This window comes from Acinetobacter sp. (assembly GCF_041911495.1).
Taxonomy (GTDB): Bacteria; Pseudomonadota; Gammaproteobacteria; order Pseudomonadales; family Moraxellaceae; genus Acinetobacter.
This window is the reverse complement of sequence record NZ_JAYROT010000029.1, coordinates 1-19469: the sequence shown is the minus strand read 5'-3', so window position 1 is coordinate 19469 and position 19469 is coordinate 1. Positions and strand designations below refer to the sequence as shown.

18 protein-coding genes are annotated in these 19469 nt (G+C 42.6%); 8 read left to right on the top strand and 10 right to left on the bottom strand.

Annotated features, from left to right (window positions below; all coding sequences use genetic code 11):
* Positions 1 to 112 precede the first annotated feature (112 nt).
* From dnaJ to ACE3PQ_RS03255, 4 genes are all read right to left on the bottom strand, one after another.
* On the bottom strand, positions 113 to 1243 hold the full coding sequence (gene dnaJ / locus ACE3PQ_RS03270; protein WP_374295200.1) for a molecular chaperone DnaJ: 1131 nt from the start codon (positions 1241 to 1243) through the stop codon (positions 113 to 115).
* Between the two features lie 205 nt (positions 1244 to 1448).
* Positions 1449 to 1826 (bottom strand): hypothetical protein, encoded by a 378-nt coding sequence (locus tag ACE3PQ_RS03265; RefSeq protein WP_374295198.1) that lies wholly within the window; start codon positions 1824 to 1826, stop codon positions 1449 to 1451.
* Positions 1827 to 1990: 164 nt separating this feature from the next.
* Positions 1991 to 5140 carry an efflux RND transporter permease subunit gene (locus tag ACE3PQ_RS03260; protein WP_374295197.1) on the bottom strand — a complete coding sequence of 1050 codons (3150 nt, stop codon included), beginning with the start codon at positions 5138 to 5140 and terminating at the stop codon, positions 1991 to 1993.
* Positions 5141 to 5143: 3 nt separating this feature from the next.
* Positions 5144 to 6337: an efflux RND transporter periplasmic adaptor subunit gene (locus ACE3PQ_RS03255; protein ID WP_374295196.1), complete on the bottom strand. Its 1194-nt coding sequence runs from the start codon at positions 6335 to 6337 to the stop codon at positions 5144 to 5146.
* Between the two features lie 171 nt (positions 6338 to 6508).
* Between ACE3PQ_RS03255 and ACE3PQ_RS03250 the strand changes: the two genes are divergently transcribed.
* The 5 genes from ACE3PQ_RS03250 (at position 6509) to ACE3PQ_RS03230 (ending at position 11535) form a co-directional block, all read left to right on the top strand.
* Positions 6509 to 7129, top strand: a complete 621-nt coding sequence (locus ACE3PQ_RS03250) for a TetR/AcrR family transcriptional regulator (protein ID WP_374295194.1) — start codon at positions 6509 to 6511, stop codon at positions 7127 to 7129.
* A 254-nt stretch (positions 7130 to 7383) separates the two neighbouring features.
* A complete protein-coding gene (gene ppc / locus ACE3PQ_RS03245; protein WP_374295193.1) occupies positions 7384 to 10077 on the top strand; it encodes a phosphoenolpyruvate carboxylase in 2694 nt (897 codons plus the stop codon).
* A gap of 91 nt (positions 10078 to 10168) precedes the next feature.
* The gene (locus ACE3PQ_RS03240) at positions 10169 to 10456 is read left to right on the top strand and encodes a YlcI/YnfO family protein (protein WP_374295191.1); all 288 of its coding nucleotides are present in this window, start codon (positions 10169 to 10171) and stop codon (positions 10454 to 10456) included.
* Positions 10453 to 10761, top strand: a complete 309-nt coding sequence (locus ACE3PQ_RS03235; protein ID WP_374295189.1) for a type II toxin-antitoxin system RelE/ParE family toxin — start codon at positions 10453 to 10455, stop codon at positions 10759 to 10761. Before ACE3PQ_RS03240 ends, ACE3PQ_RS03235 begins: the two co-directional genes overlap by 4 nt.
* A 144-nt stretch (positions 10762 to 10905) precedes the next feature.
* A complete protein-coding gene (locus tag ACE3PQ_RS03230; RefSeq protein WP_374295187.1) occupies positions 10906 to 11535 on the top strand; it encodes a DedA family protein in 630 nt (209 codons plus the stop codon).
* Positions 11536 to 11566: 31 nt separating this feature from the next.
* Here ACE3PQ_RS03230 and ACE3PQ_RS03225 read toward each other — a convergent pair whose 3' ends face one another.
* Complete coding sequence (locus ACE3PQ_RS03225; RefSeq protein ID WP_374295185.1) at positions 11567 to 12424, bottom strand: NAD-dependent epimerase/dehydratase family protein; 858 nt, start codon at positions 12422 to 12424, stop codon at positions 11567 to 11569.
* 150 nt (positions 12425 to 12574) lie between these two features.
* Here ACE3PQ_RS03225 and argA point away from each other — a divergent pair, with 150 nt between their 5' ends.
* Positions 12575 to 13957, top strand: coding sequence for an amino-acid N-acetyltransferase (argA, locus tag ACE3PQ_RS03220; protein ID WP_374295224.1), 1383 nt, complete (start codon positions 12575 to 12577; stop codon positions 13955 to 13957).
* 155 nt (positions 13958 to 14112) lie between these two features.
* The gene (locus ACE3PQ_RS03215; RefSeq protein ID WP_374295183.1) at positions 14113 to 14466 is read left to right on the top strand and encodes an RcnB family protein; all 354 of its coding nucleotides are present in this window, start codon (positions 14113 to 14115) and stop codon (positions 14464 to 14466) included.
* Between the two features lie 78 nt (positions 14467 to 14544).
* On the opposite strand, the gene ACE3PQ_RS03210 is transcribed toward ACE3PQ_RS03215, so the two are convergent.
* Both ACE3PQ_RS03210 and ACE3PQ_RS03205 read right to left on the bottom strand, forming a co-directional pair.
* Positions 14545 to 14907: a hypothetical protein gene (locus ACE3PQ_RS03210; protein WP_374295181.1), complete on the bottom strand. Its 363-nt coding sequence runs from the start codon at positions 14905 to 14907 to the stop codon at positions 14545 to 14547.
* 20 nt (positions 14908 to 14927) lie between these two features.
* The gene (locus ACE3PQ_RS03205; protein WP_374295179.1) at positions 14928 to 15143 is read right to left on the bottom strand and encodes a hypothetical protein; all 216 of its coding nucleotides are present in this window, start codon (positions 15141 to 15143) and stop codon (positions 14928 to 14930) included.
* Between the two features lie 298 nt (positions 15144 to 15441).
* Between ACE3PQ_RS03205 and ACE3PQ_RS03200 the strand changes: the two genes are divergently transcribed.
* Positions 15442 to 16536: a putative zinc-binding metallopeptidase gene (locus ACE3PQ_RS03200; protein ID WP_374295177.1), complete on the top strand. Its 1095-nt coding sequence runs from the start codon at positions 15442 to 15444 to the stop codon at positions 16534 to 16536.
* Positions 16537 to 16634: 98 nt separating this feature from the next.
* Here the strand turns inward: ACE3PQ_RS03200 and ACE3PQ_RS03195 are convergent, their stop codons facing one another.
* The 3 genes from ACE3PQ_RS03195 to ACE3PQ_RS03185 all read right to left on the bottom strand — a co-directional run bounded on the left by ACE3PQ_RS03195 (position 16635) and on the right by ACE3PQ_RS03185 (position 19212).
* Positions 16635 to 17606 (bottom strand): TerC family protein, encoded by a 972-nt coding sequence (locus ACE3PQ_RS03195; RefSeq protein WP_374295175.1) that lies wholly within the window; start codon positions 17604 to 17606, stop codon positions 16635 to 16637.
* Between the two features lie 362 nt (positions 17607 to 17968).
* Entirely contained in the window at positions 17969 to 18616 is a 648-nt protein-coding gene (locus ACE3PQ_RS03190) for a trimeric intracellular cation channel family protein (protein WP_374295173.1), read from the bottom strand.
* Between the two features lie 113 nt (positions 18617 to 18729).
* On the bottom strand, positions 18730 to 19212 hold the full coding sequence (locus ACE3PQ_RS03185) for a YchJ family protein (RefSeq protein WP_374295171.1): 483 nt from the start codon (positions 19210 to 19212) through the stop codon (positions 18730 to 18732).
* Positions 19213 to 19469 lie beyond the last annotated feature (257 nt).

Genomic DNA, 19469 nt, shown 5'->3' with positions numbered 1-19469 from the left:
ATACATCACTGCATTTTTATGTTGAATTTCAGCATTCTTCACAAACTCCGTGTGAAACTTGCATAAAAAATGCCTGCAAGATGCAAGCATTTTAAGATAGATACCGCTGAGCTTAGTCAAACAAGTCCGAAACTTTGTCAAAGAAACCTTTCTTTTTCTTCGTATCGTTTTGTAAGTTGTTTTCGCCCAAAGTCTGTTGAAATTCACGGAGCAATTCACGTTGCTTTTCATTGAGATTGGTTGGCGTTTCTACCACAACACGACAAAGCAAGTCACCCACCATTGTGCTACGTACAGGTTTAACACCTTTACCACGTAGACGGAACATTTTGCCTGTTTGCGTTCCTTCTGGAATTTTTAAACTCACACGACTATCGAGTGTTGGGATTTCCAAATCACGTCCAAGTGCTGCATCAGCAATACTGACTGGCACATCCATATAGAGGTCTGCACCATCACGTTGGAAGATTTCATGCTCACGCACCACTACTTCCACGTACAAGTCACCTGACTGACCATCACGCATCGCTTCGCCTTTACCTGTGAGGCGTACACGATCGCCATTATCCACACCCGCAGGAATAGTCACTTCCAAAGTCTGTTGACGATCTTGGATACCGCTACCATGACAGGTATTACATGGATTTTTAATGGTTTTACCTACGCCACGACAGGTACTACAGGTCTGCTGTACCGCAAAGAAACCTTGTTGCATGCGCACTTGACCTGCACCATGACAGGTTTTACACGTTTCTACATCATTTGGATTCTTGGCACCCTTACCATCGCAAGTATTACAAGGTGCAGGCGCTGAGAAAGTAATGGTCTTCTTGACGCCTTTGATCGCTTCTTCAAGGCTGAGTTCCATCACATAGCGTAGATCTGAGCCACGACGTTGGCGTTGCTGACCACGACTGCCACCACCAAATGCACCACCAAAAATATCACCAAATTGGCTAAAAATATCTTCAGCACTAAAACCACCACCACCGAAGCCACCACCGCCACCAAAACCACCTTCAAAAGCGCTGTGACCCATACGGTCATACATGCTACGCTTTTCACGATCAGAAATAATCTCGTAAGCTTCTGTCGCTTCTTTAAATTTTTCTTCTGCTTCAGCATTATCAGGGTTGCGGTCTGGGTGGTATTTCATCGCCAGTTTGCGGTAGGCTTTTTTTACTTCGTCATCGCTGGCGGTTTTAGCAACACCTAAAACCTCATAATAGTCACGCTTTGCCATGAACAGCTGTACTCCTCACGTGTTATTCTGAAAAGCAATATCTAAAAAGTTTGATAAAGCTGATACGGAAAAAATAATTACAATTTCGAATGCGCTAATCATTGGGGCGATTGATTTTTTTACAAGTGGTTTTGCGAATTTTTTTGAGGAATGACACAAAGAGAGGAGCATCAATGGATTATTTTTTTATAACATCACAGTAAGATCAATATACCGATTTACGTTGAAAAAATTTAATAAAGCCCTTCAACCAAGAGTTCAGTAGATATAGCCACGCTACAATGGAAAAGATCACACCTGCAATGGTGCAAGCCGTGACCCACGTATGCTGATCCCAAACAAAGAAATACAAAGGAATAAACCAAAGCGTCGCAAATACTGCAATGCAAATAAAAATCAGCAAAGTTCTCACGATCCAAAGCGCATGTGCATTGAGCCAAACTTCAATATCATCGACATGTGTCAAACGCGCTGCCAACCAATAACTCAATAAAATAGGCACCAAAGTAAACAGGCTCAGAAACATCATCACATAAGCGAGAAGTATTTGCTTTTGCTGTCGTTTTTGCTGTTCCTGACCCATCTCTACCTCAATATGCGAGCGTTATTTCTAGTCCATACCACGTTGTATAGAATGCTCTACAAGGTCTGTAGCAACATTAAACGAGCGTTAATGCAACCTTAACAGACCTAAATGTATTGCAAAAATACTACATATCGGCAAGAGAAGATAGTAGTTTTTGCATACTACGCCCTATTTTCGATATGTTCGTCTTTCTTGACTTTGAACCATGCTGCATAGACCGCAGGCAAGAAGAATAGTGTCAGCACAGTTGCCGCAATCAACCCACCCATAATCGCCACCGCCATTGGTCCAAAGAAGATACTTCTAGACAGTGGAATCATCGCCAACACTGCAGCCAGTGCGGTCAAGATAATCGGACGGAAGCGTCGCACGGTCGATTCGATAATCGCAGTCCACCGATCAGAACCTGTCGCAATATCTTGTTCGATTTGATCAATCAAAATCAATGAGTTACGCATGATCATACCTGATAACGCAATCGTCCCGAGCATCGCCACAAAACCAAATGGCTTGCCAAAGAGCAATAAGAATACTGTGACACCGATTATGCCTAATGGTGCGGTGAGCAACACAATGATCGAGCGAGAAATACTCTTCAGCTGTAGCATTAACAAGGTAAATACTACTGCCAAGAACAATGGCATGCCTGCATTTACAGACTTTTGACCACGTGCTGACTCTTCGACTGTACCACCGACTTCGATTAAGTAGCCATTTGGCACTTGCTGACGAAGCGCATCAACTTTCTCCGTCATTTCAGCAATGAAAGTGGCAGGTTGTTTTTCGGTACGCATATCTGCACGCACGGTGATGGTTGGCAAGCGATTACGATGCCAAATCAACCCATCTTCAAAGCGATATTCGATTTTGGCAATCTGCGCCAGTGGCACACTACCACCATTGTTGGTTGGTACGGCAAGGCTTGCCAATGCGCCGACATCAATACGCTCATCGGCTTCGCCACGCATACGGATTTCGATCAATTCACGTTTTTCACGATATTGGTCGATGACACTGCCTGTCAATGAGCTACTCAGGAAGTTTGCCAAGTTTTGGCTACTCACACCCATCTGACGTGCACGATCTTGATCGACATTGAGATAAATGATTTTACTTGGTTCACCCCAATCAAGGTGTACATTGGTGACATCTGCTTGTTCACCTAAAGTTGATGCAAGCTGTTGTGCCCATTTGCGCACTTCACCGACATCTTCGCCCGAGACACGATATTGAATTGGATATCCGACTGGTGGACCATTCTCAAGCAAAGACACACGTGTACGCACTTGCGGTAGTATTTCACGCAATTTCTGATCTAGATTTTGACGAATTTCATTGCGCTCTTCCAAGGTCGATGCAAGGACTACAAACTGTGCAAAGCTGGCTTGTGGCAGCTGTTGATCAAGTGGTAGATAAAAACGTGGCGAGCCTGTACCGACATAGGCCACATAGTTATCAATACCGTCTTGAGTCTTTAAGAATTGCTCAACTTTTTGTACCGCTTGCTCAGTCGCTTTGAGTGACGCACCTTCTTCAAGCTTGAGATCAATCAAAATCTCTGCTCGGTTAGATGGCGGGAAGAACTGCTGTGGTACGGTTTTAAACAATGCCAATGAACCAACAAAGACTAATATCGTCGCCACAATCACGGTTTTACGATACTCAACGCAAGCATTGACCATCTCACGAAAGCGTTGGTAAAACTTAGTTTGGTATGGGTCGTGATGCTCATTATGCTGATCATGATGTGAAGGGGCCTGCGGTGCAGGTTGTTTACGAAGCTTTGCCCATAGACGTTGATACCACGGCGCTTGCTGACGCATATTCTGAAAATCAGGCAATAGTTTTGCACCGAGATAAGGCACAAATATGACCGCTGCCACCCAAGACACCACCAAAGCAATAGTCACCACTTGGAAGATCGAACGTGTGTATTCGCCAGTCCCTGATTGCGCAGTCGCTATCGGTAAGAAGCCTGCTGCAGTGATGAGTGTCCCTGTCAACATTGGAAATGCTGTACTCGTCCACGCATAGCCTGCTGCTTTGAGCCGACTATAGCCCTGCTCCATTTTGATCGCCATCATTTCCACAGCGATAATGGCATCATCGACGAGAAGCCCGAGTGCGAGAATGAGTGCACCGAGAGAGATTTTATGCAATCCCACATCGAACATATTCATACCTGCAAAGGTCATCGCCAAGACCAGCGGAATGGAAAATGCCACCACCAAACCAGTACGAAAGCCTAGAGAGAAGAAACTCACAAGCAAAACGATAATCACTGCCTCAGCAAGAACTTTCATAAACTCATTGACACTACGCTTAACCGCAACAGGTTGATCTGATACTTTGCTCAAGCTCATTCCGACTGGCAAAGTGTCTTGTAAGCGAGCAAATTCCGCTTCGAGATTTTCACCGAGAGCAAGAATATCACCGCCTTTGCGCATCGAAACCGCAATGCCAATACCGTTCTCACCCATGAAACGCATACGAGGTTGCGCAGGTTCGCTAAAACCACGATAGACTTCTGCCACATCACCGAGCTTAATCGTACGATCACCGACCAAAAGTGGCATTTCACGTAGTTCATCAATTGAATTTAACTCACCGCTAACACGAAGCTGAATACGATCACTATTTGTTTCAAAATAACCTGTTGAATTAATACTGTTTTGTGCATTTAAAACTTGTTGAATCTGAGTGACAGGAATCCCCAAATTGACCGCTTTGGTATTGGAAATTTCTACCCAAACTTTTTCATCTTGCAAACCAACCAGTTCAACTTTCCCAACATCCGCCACACGTTGTAACTGAAGTTGTAAGCGATCTGCATATTCTTTTAAGACGCCATAATTATAGTCTGCACCAGTCAGCACATAGATATTGCCGTAGGTATCTCCGAACTCATCATTAAAAAATGGTCCTTGTACACCTTGAGGCAATTCGTGTTTCATATCGCCGATCTTTTTGCGTACGTCGTACCATACATCGGGGATCTGCGCCGAACGCATTGAATCTTTGGCAACAAAGGTCACCATAGATTCGCCCGGTCGAGAATACGCCGTGATACGGTCATATTTGCCAGTTTCCATCAGCGTTTTTTCGATGCGGTCTGTGACCTGTAGGGACACTTCTTCAGCCGTTGCACCCGGCCAATAGGTCTGCACCACCATCACCTTAAAGGTAAACGGTGGGTCTTCACTTTGCGATAGATTGGAATAAGAAATAAAACCTAAAACCGCCAAAAGCACCATAAAATAGAGCACTAAGCCTTTATTTTTCAGTGCCCACTCTGAAAGATTAAATGACATGATTTAACCCTCCGATGTGGTTTTTTGAGTCGAAGCTGATGCTTTCTGAATTGGGCTGGTTTGTGTCTGATTATTGCTTTGCTGTATTGTTTTGTCTTCAAGAGAAACTGGTCTGTTATTGACATCAACTAGACGTACTTTTTGTTTCTCACGGAGCAAATGCACCCCACCAACCACGACCCATTGATCAGGCTGTAGACCCGCCATGACTCGAACACGATCATGCTTATATTCGCCCAGTTGCACCCACGTCCGCTTTAAAGTTTGATTGGGGTTGATCACCCACACATACGGCTTTTCATCAATCGCAGAAACACTCGATAACGGAATACTCAGCTGAGCATCTGTTGCAGTTTGGAAATAGACACGTGCACTTTGTCCAAGCTGTATCGCTTGGCTTCGATCTCGTAGTGCAACTTTAACTTGGAAAGTACGACTTTGATCCGCAGCAGGAGAAATCTCACGCACATACGCATCATAACGCTGATCAGGCGCAGACCAGAGGCTCACCGTTGCCGATTGACCGACACGCAAATCACGCACCGCATTTTCTGCAACACCGATCACCACTTCACGCTCGCCATCTAACGCAAGCTGATACGCCGTCTGACCCGCAGCAATCACTTGACCGACTTCGATCTCACGACTGGTAATTACGCCGTTTTTGTTGGCACGAAGTTGATTGTACTGACTTTGGTTTTGTGCCATGGCATAGTTGGATTGCGCTTGTTTTAAGCTCGACTGTGCAGATTTATATTGATTTTCAACGCTGTCATACTGCGAACGGCTCACCGCATTTGCAGGCAGTAATTGTCCAAATCGTTTGAGCTCCGCTTGTGCATTTGCCAATGTAGATTGTGCCTGTTCTAACTGTGCCCGAGCAGCATTCAACTCAAGATTGGCATCTTTGACATCTAAGCGAGCGAGCACTTGCCCGACACTCACACGATCGCCAATATCCACCGATCTTTCAACAATTTGTCCCCCGACACGGAATGCAAGATTGGTTTGTTGACGTGCTTGGACTTCGCCTGCATAACTGTGTAGCTGTTGGCTACTGGTTTTTGGCTGAGTCACCATGACGATTTTAAGCTGTTCAGGTGCTTGCTCTTGTTTATTGCACCCAACCATAACCAAGCTAAGCAATATTGCAATACTGATCGTTGTCCAAGCCCCGAAATGCTGTCGTTTTTTCATGTTTTGCACTCTTTTTTCTGCGTCAATACACGCTTGCGATTCCATACGAGCGATGCGTTATCTTCATGCTTCGCAATTTCTATGCTTATGAGTATAATAATTGTTGCTATTGTAAGCTAGACATTTTTTAATGTCTGTATAGTCAATCTCTGTTCTTGGAAATATCGCCCTATGCAACCCCAAGTTGGTCGTCCCAAAGATCTTAAAAAGCGCCAAGCCATATTAGAAGCTGCAACGCAAAGCTTCTTAAGTTGTGGTTATGATGGCACTAGCATGGATAGCATTGCCAAAGTCGCAGGCGTGTCTAAGCTCACGGTCTATAATCATTTTCAAGATAAGGCGCAATTATTTAGTGCGGCAATCGCAATGGTTTGCGATCAACGATTGCCAAAACATTATTATCAGCTTGATCCAAACAAATCTGTCGAAGCGCATTTAACTGATTTAGCAGTGGCTTTTTTAAACATGGTTTACAGTGAAGAGGCAATCAAACTGCATCAACTGATGACCAGTCTAGCGAGCCAAGCCCCTGAATTGGTGAGCTTATTTTATAATGCAGGACCACAACAAACTCGTACGAACTTACTCTCGTTATTTCAGCAATTTCAACAACATCAATTGATCGACATGGATGATGAATCAGTTGCCATTGACTTATTTTGCAGTCTAATGACCGATGTGCATCATGATCGGGTTATTTGGGGCATTGATCCTGTACCTGATCTTGCGCAAATCAAAGCAAAAATTAAAAAGCAATTAAGCATCTTTTTTAAAATTTATCCTGTGCGTTAAATTTCAGCTCTTAACCTCCCACCGAACATTGCACGCTTTTTGCTTTGCTCTTAATCATGAGCGGAAGCTTCGCTTTAATGCCATGTCATACACTTTTCATACAATCTATATCAGACTTTAGCAGGACAGATTTGTGGCAAGATCACCAAAGCGAGTAGACTAAGCCAAGTAAATTAAACAAAGTAGGCTAGTAAGCATATTGAAGCAAAGCGTTTATTGAGATTTTACCCAAATTTTGAGGAGCTAAAGAGATCATGAGTCAATCCGAAATCGATGTTGAACTACGAGATGATGTGCGTTTACTGGGAAATTATTTAGGTGACACATTAAAGCAACACGTCGGACAGACACTCTACGATCAAGTCGAACACATTCGTAAATATGCCAAAGGCGCACGAGATGGTGATGCACAAGCTCAGCAAGAGCTTGAAGATTTTTTACAACATTTAAGTGATGAAGATGCGCTTCCGCTGAGCCGTGCTTTTACCCATTTTCTGAACTTTGCCAATATTGCTGAGCAGTATCATGGTGTGCGTCAGCGTCGTCGTAATCAATTCGATTTAGATGGCGATACGCTGAATCAAAGTAATGTCTTACAACAACTTTTTAAACTCACTCAATCTGAAAATATTGATACGCAAACACTGTTTGACAGCATCTGTAATTTGCATATTGAACTGGTGTTGACGGCACATCCAACTGAAGTGAGCCGACGCACGCTGATTCAAAAATATGATGATATTAGCCGTTGCCTTGCAGAACTCGATCAACGCAAACTCACGCCAATTGAGCAATCACAGCTCGAATCCGAGTTACAACAAGAAATCACCGCCGCATGGCAGACCGATGAAATTCGTCAGAAGCGCCCTACACCTGTCGATGAAGCAAAATGGGGATTTACCACCATTGAACAAACCCTTTGGACGGCTGTACCAAAATTCATCCGTGAACTTGATCAGTTGGTATTGACGCACTGTGGAGAGCGTTTACCTTTAGATAGTGCGCCGATTCGCTTTGCTTCATGGATGGGTGGCGATCGTGATGGCAATCCGAATGTCACGCACAGAGTGACCGAAGAAGTGCTATTACTTTCACGTTGGAAAGCAGCGGATTTATTTTTAAAAGATATTGAAAATCTGCGGTGGGCGCTCTCCATGCAACAATGCACGGAGGAATTCGCAGAGAAAGTAAATCACCATGTTGAGCCGTATCGTGAGCGTTTACGTGATCTACGAGATCGCTTGCAACTCACTTTGAAATGGTTAGACGCACGATTACATGGACAAAGCAATTTAGATGACACAGGCGTTTTGCAGTCTACATCTGAGTTGCTTGAGCCTTTACACGACTGCTATCAATCGCTTGTAGAGAGTAAAATGCAAAATATTGCTAATGGCTTTCTACTTGATGTGATTCGTCGTGCCAATTGTTTTGGCATTGAACTGTTAAAGTTAGACATTCGCCAGGAATCCACTCGTCATCGTCAAGCTGTGAGTGCGATTACAGCATTTCTTGGTTTAGGTGAATTTTCTACATGGAGCGAACAAGCCAAACAAACTTGGTTGATTCAGGAACTTGCCAATAAACGTCCATTACTTCCGCATCAGCTCGAAATCGGTAAAGATGATGCTTTAGCCAATGATGAAGTGCAGGAAGTCTTAGCTACTGTGAAGATGTTGGCACAACAACCGCATGAGTCACTTGGCGCATATATCATTTCGATGGCGGAATATCCAAGTGATGTACTGGCTGTGATGTTACTGCAAAAAGAAGCAGGCGTGACGAAACCGCTACGTGTCGTGCCACTGTTTGAAACCTTAGATGACCTTGATCGTGCAGCATCGACCATTGAGCAGTTGTTGAATATTCCGTGGTACAAACAGCGCATTCAAGGCAAACATGAAGTGATGATTGGCTATTCGGATTCTGCCAAAGATGCAGGCTTTATGTCGGCAAATTGGGCGCAATACCGTGCACAAGAACAGCTCACCGACGTTGCACAAAAGCACGGCATTCAATTGACCTTATTTCACGGTCGTGGTGGTTCAATTAGTCGTGGTGGTGCACCAACTCATCAAGCCCTCTATGCACAGCCACCAGGTTCGATCAAAGGTGCAATTCGTGTCACCGAACAGGGCGAAATGATCCGTTTTAAATTTGGTTTAGAGCCAATCGCCATTCAGAATTTAGAAATTTATTGTGCTGCTACACTCAAGGCGACCTTACTGCCACCGCCAAAGCCTGAGCCTGCTTGGCGAGATTTAATGCACACGATGACCGCAGAATCAGTGCAACTGTATCGTAAAACGGTGCGTGAACATCCTGATTTTGTCCGTTATTTACGTACTGTGACACCTGAATTAGAACTACAAATGTTGCCACTTGGCTCACGTCCTGCGAAGCGTAAAGTCGGTGGTGGCATTGAGTCTTTACGTGCGATTCCGTGGGTGTTTGCATGGACGCAAATTCGCTTGATGCTCCCTGCATGGCTTGGTACAGGTGCTGCGATTGAACATGCGCTTGATGCACAGCAAAAAGACACCTTACTCACCATGTTGGAAAAGTGGCCTTATTTCAATACTTTAATTGACATGTTGGAAATGGTCTTGGCAAAGGCTGATCCACGTATTGCACAATATTATGAGGCTCATCTTACCGATGATCCTGCGTTGATCGAACTAGGGCAAAGTCTACGTGATCGACTTGATAAAGCTGTAGAAACTTTATTACAGCTCAAATCTGAATCTGCACTGAAAGGTGATAAAGACAACTTTGATCAATCCATGCGTGTGCGCAAAACCTATTTATTGCCATTGCATCTCTTGCAAGCAGAGCTGATGAGCCGTCGTCGGCAATATCTTGAGCAAGGGCTAGAACAGACGCCAGTCGATCATGCGCTGATGGTAACGATTGCAGGGATTGCGGCAGGATTGCGCAATACAGGATAAGTTTAAAAATGCGCAACTATTGAACAATGAATGAATGGTATGCTAAAGTGCATTGCAAATGCAATGCACTTATAAAGTCGAGGTATTCTTTATGAAAATCGCATCGAAAACAGCAACTTTTCCCTCTTTACGAGTCGAGCCTCAATTGCGTGAAGACACCGAAAGTGTGTTACAGGAGAGTGAAAGCTTGTCGCAATTCATGGAGCATGCCATTCGACAACAAGTGGAATTACGTCAAGCAAATGCCGAGTTTTTAGCTCACGGATTGGCATCTCGCGATAAAGCACGACAAACAGGTGAGTATATTGATGCAGATCATGTGTTGGAAAAATTGCAACATCGGCTCAAACGACACAAAGCAAAGCATTCAACACAATGACTTCTTATCAAATACGTTTTACCAAAGAAGCTGAAAACGATTTATTACGCTTATATGATTTTCTCTTAGAAAATAGCGCAGATATACAACTTGCCGAACAGGCTTTGAACAATATTCAACAAGCCATTCGCTTATTAGAAATTTTTCCATTTTCTTGTCGCAAAGCCGATACAAATACGCTTTATATTCGAGAGTTGCTGATTCCTTTCGGTGAGTCGGGATATGTTGCACTCTTTGAAATTGAACCATACCAAATTGTCACGATTCTCGCAGTTCGTCATCAACGAGAATCGGATTACCATTAACACTTTAGTTATGCATTTTTTTATGATGCGTCTATTGCATAGATAGCACGCTTAGCAAATACGATAAAAAATCACAGATTGACTAATGCAAGCAGACGCCACAACTGCTAGCATTAGGCAAATTTATTATTTGAATGAACCGCAATGTATTTGCTCGATTTTATTTTGCATGTCGATCAACACTTGGTCGAATTCGTCACCAATTATGGCGTATGGATTTACGGCATTTTATTCTTGATCATCTTTGTCGAAACTGGCTTAGTCGTCATGCCATTTCTACCGGGTGATAGCTTGCTGTTTGCTGCGGGCGCGCTTGCTGCTACAGGGGCAATGGATCCATTTTTACTGACTTTTTTACTGTTTATCGCTGCGGTACTTGGCGATACACTGAATTATCATATTGGTAAATATATTGGTCCTCGTGTCTTCAACATCGAGTCACGTTGGATCAATAAAGTATACTTGTTGAAAACCCAAGCTTTCTTTGAAAAGCATGGCGGAAAAACGATTATTTTCGCTCGTTTTATTCCCTTTGCAAGGACTTTTGCACCTTTCGTTGCAGGGGTCAGCTCGATGAATTATAAATATTTTTTAAGCTATAACGTGATCGGTGCGATTTGTTGGGTGGCATCGTTTATTACTTTGGGTTATTTGTTTGGTAATATTCCTACGGTCAAAGACAATTTCACCTTTGTCATCTTCGGTATTATTTTCCTGAGTATTTTACCAGCGATCATCACCTTTATCCGTGAGCGAATGAAAAAGCAGGCTTAAGATAGGCGTTCCTCTCTTTTCAAAGGGGAGGCTAGGCGGGGATTTTCTTGGTCAACAATGGATGCACAGGATATTTCAGCTTATAGCCTGACTGCGTAAAACGATCGGCACGTAGTCGTTTGCCTGTTGTCTTTGCATCAGGATGAATTCTTAGCGGTTCAAGCAGATTTTCTGCACGGATTATATTGAATAATTCGTGCTGTAAAGTCGGACGTTGATCGGTCAAGATATAGCTTGATTCGACATTCTCTAAAGTCATTAAATACTGTAAAAAACCGACCAAATCCGTGCGATGAATCCGGTTCGTCCAATGATTTACGTGAAGCTGATGTGTTTCTAAAGCTTTCTTTTTCAAAAAAGGACTCTGTTCCCGATATAAGCCACTTGGGCGGATGATAGTCAGTTTTTCCTTCCAGTAAGCTGACCACAGTTGCTCTGCAGCAATCAAGGTCTGACCAATGGAATCATCTGTATTTGGAATACTTTCATCGTTAATCCATCGTCCTTGATCTTCACCATAGACTCGTGTCGATGAGATAAAGATGACTTTTTCAACAGGATGATGTTGCAATGCTTGAAATACTGGGCGAGCGGTATCAACAAAAATTCGTTGATAAGCATCCACACTACGCTCACTCGGCGAAACAATCACATAGACCCAATCAAAGCTTGGTTGATTGGATAGACCTAAATCTTGAAAATTTAAACTTTGAATGTCTTGCGCAAGATGTTGAATATTGCTGTGAGCAAATATTTTTGCTGTTCGGCTGACACAGGTAATGTGATGCTGAGCTTGATCTAGATGCTGATCTTTATTGTAAGCGTCTTGAGTAAGTTGCTCAGCCAATGCTTGACCAATCTGACCACAACCTAAAATTAAAATATTCACCGCAAATCACACCCTTGCAAATAACCATATGATGATTTATTTCTTATCCTAAACACTTTTTGCTATGCTTGGAAAGTTAAAACCACGCTAGAGTTAGGACAAGTCGTGACAAAACAAGTTCAAGCCAATACACAAGAAAATCCTTCACAGATCAATGCTTCTGTTGAACAGTCATCTGCGCCTGATTCTTCCATACCTAGCTACGTGCATTGGTTTCGTCATGCAGCACCCTACATCAACACGCATCGAAATAAAACCTTTGTCTTGATGTTTGCGGGTGAAGCACTCCAGTCTGATAATTTTCAACACATTATTCACGATATTGCGCTACTACATGCACTGGGCATTCGTTTGGTTTTAGTGCATGGCGCACGCCCGCAGATCAATCAACATCTCGCACAGCTCAAGCTCGACACACCGTTTTTAAAGCATCGTCGCATTACTACACGAGAAGCCTTGCCTGCGGTACTCAATGCGGTGGGCTCGATTCGTTTGCAGATTGAAGCCTTACTCTCTATGGGATTGGCAAATTCGCCAATGTATGGCGCACGCATTGATGTAGTGTCGGGAAATTTCGTCACCGCAAAACCTTTTGGCATCCACGAAGGTGTCGATTTTCAACTGACAGGTGAAGTACGTGCAATTGATAGCGATGCGATCAATCACAATCTACAACATGGTCAAATCGTTTTGCTAGGTCCAACAGGCTACTCAACTACAGGTGAAGTGTTTAATCTACGTGCAGAAGAAGTGGCGACACGTGCTGCGATTGATTTAAAAGCGGATAAACTCATTTTCCTCGGTGAGCAACGTGGCTTCCTCGATAGCGATCAATGCTTAGTTCGTGAACTCAATCCACACCAAGCACAACATTATTTAAGTCATTTTGATTCAGCAAATAAAGAACAATATTTACATTTATCAGGTGCTGTGCAAGCCTGCCGTGCAGGGGTCAATCGTTGTCATTTATTGTCTTATCATCAAAATGGTGCTTTGCTTGGCGAGTTATTTACTCGAGATGGTCTAGGGACATTGGTCACTGCCATGGGCTATGAAGCGGTGCGTCAGGCAACGATTAACGATGTCGGCGGATTATTGAATTTACTGCGTCCATTGGAACAACAAGGCATTTTAGTCTATCGCTCCCGTGAACGTCTTGAAGATGAGATTGAACATTTTGCCGTGATTGAACGTGACGGTATGATCCTTGCCTGCGCTGCGCTGTATCCGCTCGACAATGAAAGTGAAAATAAAACAGCAACTGGAATAACATCAGCGGAAATCGCTTGTGTCGCCGTGCATCCAGACTATCGCAAGTCCAATCGTGGCGTACAAGTGCTACAATTCCTTGAGCAACGTGCCAAAGCACAAGGCATTCAACACCTGTATTTGCTGACTACACATACAGGGCATTGGTTTATGGAGCAAGGCTTTGAAAAAGTTGAACTCAGCGAATTGCCGAGCGTGCGTCAAGCGATGTATAACTATCAACGTAATTCACAAGTGTATCGAAAACGCCTAATCAAAGCGTGAAACGACTGAATATGTAAGAAAAATGCGAAATCCATTATTTCTACATAGTTTTCACGTAAAACTAAAGCCAAATTCATCACTCGTCAGCAAGCATCGGTTATGATGCTGTTCATTAGAGATGTGCGTAAATAGATAGAAAAGAGATAGGTTGCTTCATGAAACAACTTGCTGGAATGATTTTGATTGTATTGCCCTTATTGGCGGTCAATGTGAGCCATGCTGCGCCACATGAAAAACATCAACATGATGAGGCATCAGAACAGATGCAACACGAACAATATCAGCAAGAAAAAGGAAAATCTAAAGAGAAAAAGCGTCACCGTGGTGATGGACGATTAAAAGCAGGTATGCCATTACCCGAAGAGTTTCGCAATGCAGAACGTGTTGATTTTAAAAATGGTCAAAACCTCTCTGAGCCATCACGCTATCAACAATGGGTCAAAGTCAAAGATCGTTATGTCTTGATGAATGTGCTCACCAATACCATTATCAAAGTCGAAAAAGAATAAACCACCTTAAATTTGGATTCTTTAAAGTGGTTTAAAAAGTTATTTCTGAAGCAACTCAAAAGCGCCTAAATATTACACTCAGAATTTGCAAGATTTTGCTTTTTGATAAATCTTGATATTTTCTAAATCAGTATCATGCTTTTTATGCATTGCAACAATTTGTTGCGCATCCATACCTTGCAATTGAATTTCTGCCTGCGAGTTAGATAAGTTATTACCAACATTCGCTAAAGTATTCGAATATTCAGAACCTCGACCTGTTTCTGCCATGACTTTACCAGCGAGAGACATCAGACCGCCTAGCATTTTCTTATTGCCATTTGCTGCCGCTTCTTGTTGCACTTGTGCATTCAAGTTGTCGTAGTTCTCTGCTTGACTAATCAAACTTTTCTTTTCGCGTTCGGCATTTGCTGCCGTCACTGCCAATGCAGCGCAATCCATACCACTCAATTGCCCAACACTTAATGGTGCGGTATGTGCAGTTTTTGATATTGGTTTGTGGTTTGTTTCTGTGCTTGCTGAGAAGTCGCCATGTTTGTAACATGATTGAGCGCAGAAGCTGTATCTTTGTTTTGAATTGCAGAAGCAACTTTCAGTGCATTATCTAAAAATCCTGCATGACTGAGACCTGCGCATAGACATGTCATAATTCCTAGGCTGAGTATTGATTTTTTCATGGTCGTCCCCTGTACTACCTTGGTTTGAATCGTATTATTAAAGTTTAATTACTTTATTATATTGTAATTATTAATAAATAACACCCCCTGTTTAGGGGATATCTATTTTTTATATTATATTTCATAAAAAACCACTGTAGATGCGTTATATTACGAAATGTTAATTATTCAAAAAGCGCATAAAACATACACTGAACAAGTGTAGCTAAGTAAATATTTCACTTTATCTGCTCATCCACTTTTCAATCTAAGCCAACTACAATATGATCAAACACGATTGTGATTAGTTTGCCCTTTTATGAAAGTTTTTTACTGTAATCATTGCAATTCGCAGATTATGTACACCAATAGCCTTTGTATCAATTGTAATAAGGTCGTTGGCTACTTACCTGCGAGTCAAGATATGGTGACCTTTGAACAAGCCGAACAAGGTTGGCTTGCATTGGATGGTTCAGAAAAATATTACCGCCCTTGTGCCAATTATCAAGAATACCATGTCTGCAACTGGATGATTGATGCTGATGACCCTGCACGATTTTGTAGCTCATGTCAGCTCACCTCAGTGATTCCCAATTTACAAGAAGAAAAAAATATCGAATATTGGTCAAAGCTCGAGATTTCCAAACGTCGCTTTTTATACATTACACAGCGTCTGGACATCTTCCCTCGCCCAAAACAACACCCTAATGATGCGCTAGGATTAAGTTTTCATTTCCTCGTTCCAACCGAAGATCATCCTGTGATGACAGGTCATGCCAATGGCGTGATTACACTCAATGCCTATGAAGCCGACCACCTGTATCGTGAGCAAACACGTATTACAATGGGGGAAAACTATCGGACTTTACTTGGACATTTTCGTCATGAAAGTGGGCATTATTATTTTGATGTATTGATCGCCAATACCGACTGGATTAATGAGTTTCGACAGATTTTTGGTGATGAGCGTCAAGATTATAGTCAAGCCTTGCAACATTATTATGAACACGGCGCACCGAAAGACTGGCAAGATCATTTCATTAGCACTTATGCCTCGAGCCATCCTTGGGAAGATTGGGCGGAAACATGGGCACATTATCTACATATGCTCAGCACTTTAGATACGGCATATCACATTGGCATGACCGTGGACAAGCGTCATAAAAATGGACCTGAACTCCGCTTTACCGAAGCACCCACTCATGCGCAAGACTTCGAACTCACATTGAATAACTGGTTTGCATTATCTTATGGTTTAAATTCACTCAATCAAAGTATGGGGCTTGAAGACGCTTATCCGTTTATTTTATCCAGTACCGTGTTGGATAAACTACGCTTTATTCACAAAGTCTTGCAACAAGTGAGTGCGCATAAACGAGAAGATGAGCGCTTCAACCAAATTCAGCGTTGTTAAGTTTTAAAAAATTCCTTTCACATAAAAAATCCTCCGCTTGGGAGGATCTTTTATTTTCTGAATATTACGGATGACTTATTACTACTAACTTGTTACTGCTAATTCGCATCAGGAGAATTATCAGCATGCTTTTTGGCATATTGAATCGACATATACGCCGTAATACTGAGCACCACAACAATAAAGCCGAGTGAAATCCATACAGGCATATGGAACACATCGAGCATCAACATCTTAAAGCCGATGAATAATAAGATAATTCCTAAACCATACGGTAGATAATGCATCTTCGCCGCCGCACCCGACAGCAAGAAGAACATCGCGCGTAAACCCAAAATCGCCATCAAGTTTGCACTTAGTACAATGAATGGGTCGGTTGTGACCGCAAAGATCGCAGGAATCGAATCCACCGCAAAGATCACATCAGAGAACTCGACCAAGATCAACACCACAAATAACGGCGTAATCCACAACTTGCCTTGCTCACGGACGAAGAACTTATTACCATGCAAAGACTGCGTGATCGGCACATGCTTACGCAACCATTTCAGCAATGCCATATTTTCTACATTGCTCTCCTCTTCTTGACCACGTAGGAATTTGATCCCTGTGTAGACAAGGAACGCACCAAAAATATAGAGAATCCACGAAAACTCTTGAACCAGCCATGCGCCAATCAAGATGAAAATGGTTCGTAAAACAATTGCACCAATCACACCGTATAACAGAATCTGACGTTGCAACGCAGGCGGAATTGCAAAAGCCGCAAAGATCATCAACCACACAAAGACGTTATCAATCGCTAAAGATTTTTCCAATAGATAACCTGTGATGTACTCCAAAGTCTTTTGGTTAGCAACTTCAACCCCAATGCTTTGTTGTAAATACAGCCACAACCCACCTGCGAATAACATCGCTACAGTGACCCATGCCGCACTCCACCAAGCCGCTTGCTTGATCGGAACAGCTTCACCTTGCTTTTGTTTAAATCCAAGAAAATCAATCAATAGCATCACGAAAACGATGCCAAAAAATACCAAATACAGCCAAATATTACCGACAGAATCCATAAACCACTCCTGCATCTGGCAATGTGGCGAAATTTTTTATCTATCGTATAGACACAAAAAAACCTCGACCAGTCGCCAGATGTTAAAAAACACCTGTACCAACATGATCAAGGTCTTGCCTACATCGCTTTAGATTTAACGGTGTAAATCATTTACGATGCTCAGATACCGACTTTTTGCAAAGTGTATTGACGATATCTGACACGAGAAGATCAAAATCTTAATGTTTCTTCTCGTTTGGAGGAGGCTACTCCCCTTGTCAAACTGTGTTCACTGAATTGATGATTATCAACTCAGCAAGAATGTGCGAATCATGCCACAAAATCATGCCACCGACAATAGCAAAAAAGAAAACGCAAGACTTAGTGATCATCAGTAGATGATGCCGAACTCTCATCATCTTCTTTATAAATAAATTTTGGCATTTCTAAACCAAAATAAATCGCCACTACACGTAAGCTAAAACCAAAAACTAAAGTCAGAATGACGGTAATTTCAAGACTTAAATGGATGTAATTCAAACACACCCAATAAAACACAACCGCTGCAAAGGAAATACTGGCATACAGCTCACGGCGGAAGACTAAAGGCACATCATTACACAAAATATCTCGCAGAATACCGCCTGACACACCAGTCAGCACGCCTGCAACGCCTGCAACGACGAAACCATGTCCCATCTCGATTGCCACCTGACTCCCAATAATAGTAAAACCAATCAAGCCAAGCGCATCAAGCAACAAGAACATATTGCGTAGATGCTTCATCCAATTGGCAATCAGAATCGTGAATAACGCTGCACACGTGGTCAAAATCAAATACTCTGGATGCTTCACCCAAGTCAATGGATAGTGCCCAAGCACCACGTCACGCACCGTACCACCACCAAGCGCAGTCACACAGGCAATCAGAATCACCCCAAACCAATCCATACTGCGTCGCCCAGCCGATAACGCACCTGTCATCGCCTCAGCGGTAATCGCAATAATATAAATAACCGTCAGTAGCATATTTGCATCAAAAGTGTGTAGCGTAAGATAGCGTTATTGTAGCGAAATTTCTCATCAATTCGACAAAAATGACGCGAAAGCCTACTCAGTAAAAGCAAACTCATTCCTACCATTTAGCGCATCAAGTATGGATAGCAACATTTCTTAAACTTTTTCTGTGAACCGCAAAGACAAGGCTGTTTCATGGTTGGCATGGCTACCGTCGGATCAATGAAGTACCACCTCTCGGTAATTTTTACAAAAGCAGAGCGCTCATGATGTGCATCACGAACCGATACAGATATTGCATTGGACGTCAAAAGATAGGCTTTGAATTCAACTTGTGCATGACTTTTCCCAAGTTTATCTTGATACGTAATGACCTCTAAACCATCCCATTTGGTCTGTTTACTCCATGTCAAGATTGCTTGCCGATCAAGTAAGTTTTGTTGCGATGGCACTGTAGTTTGAACAATATAATCAATCTCTTGCAACACATATGCACAATAGCGTGAGCGCATCAATTGTTCTGCATTCTGTGCCAATGCTTTGCCTTGATGTAGCACTTCACAGCACGCTGAATAGGAAAGGTTTGAACCACATGGACACTGCATCATCGTTGCTATATCTGCTCGTTTGTATTTTTTAACAATAAGAAAAAATAGTAGACATAAAAAAAGCTTGAATCAATGTTCAAGCTTTATATACAACTTTCAAAATCTGGAGCGGGAATCGAGACTCGAACTCGCGACCCCAACCTTGGCAAAAGTCACCCACTTTTTTATAATAAATTTCATTAAGTGACATTATCTGAAATCATTGTATATCAATACATTTAGGAAAAGCAAGCATTCAGAGATCATTTTAAATATCG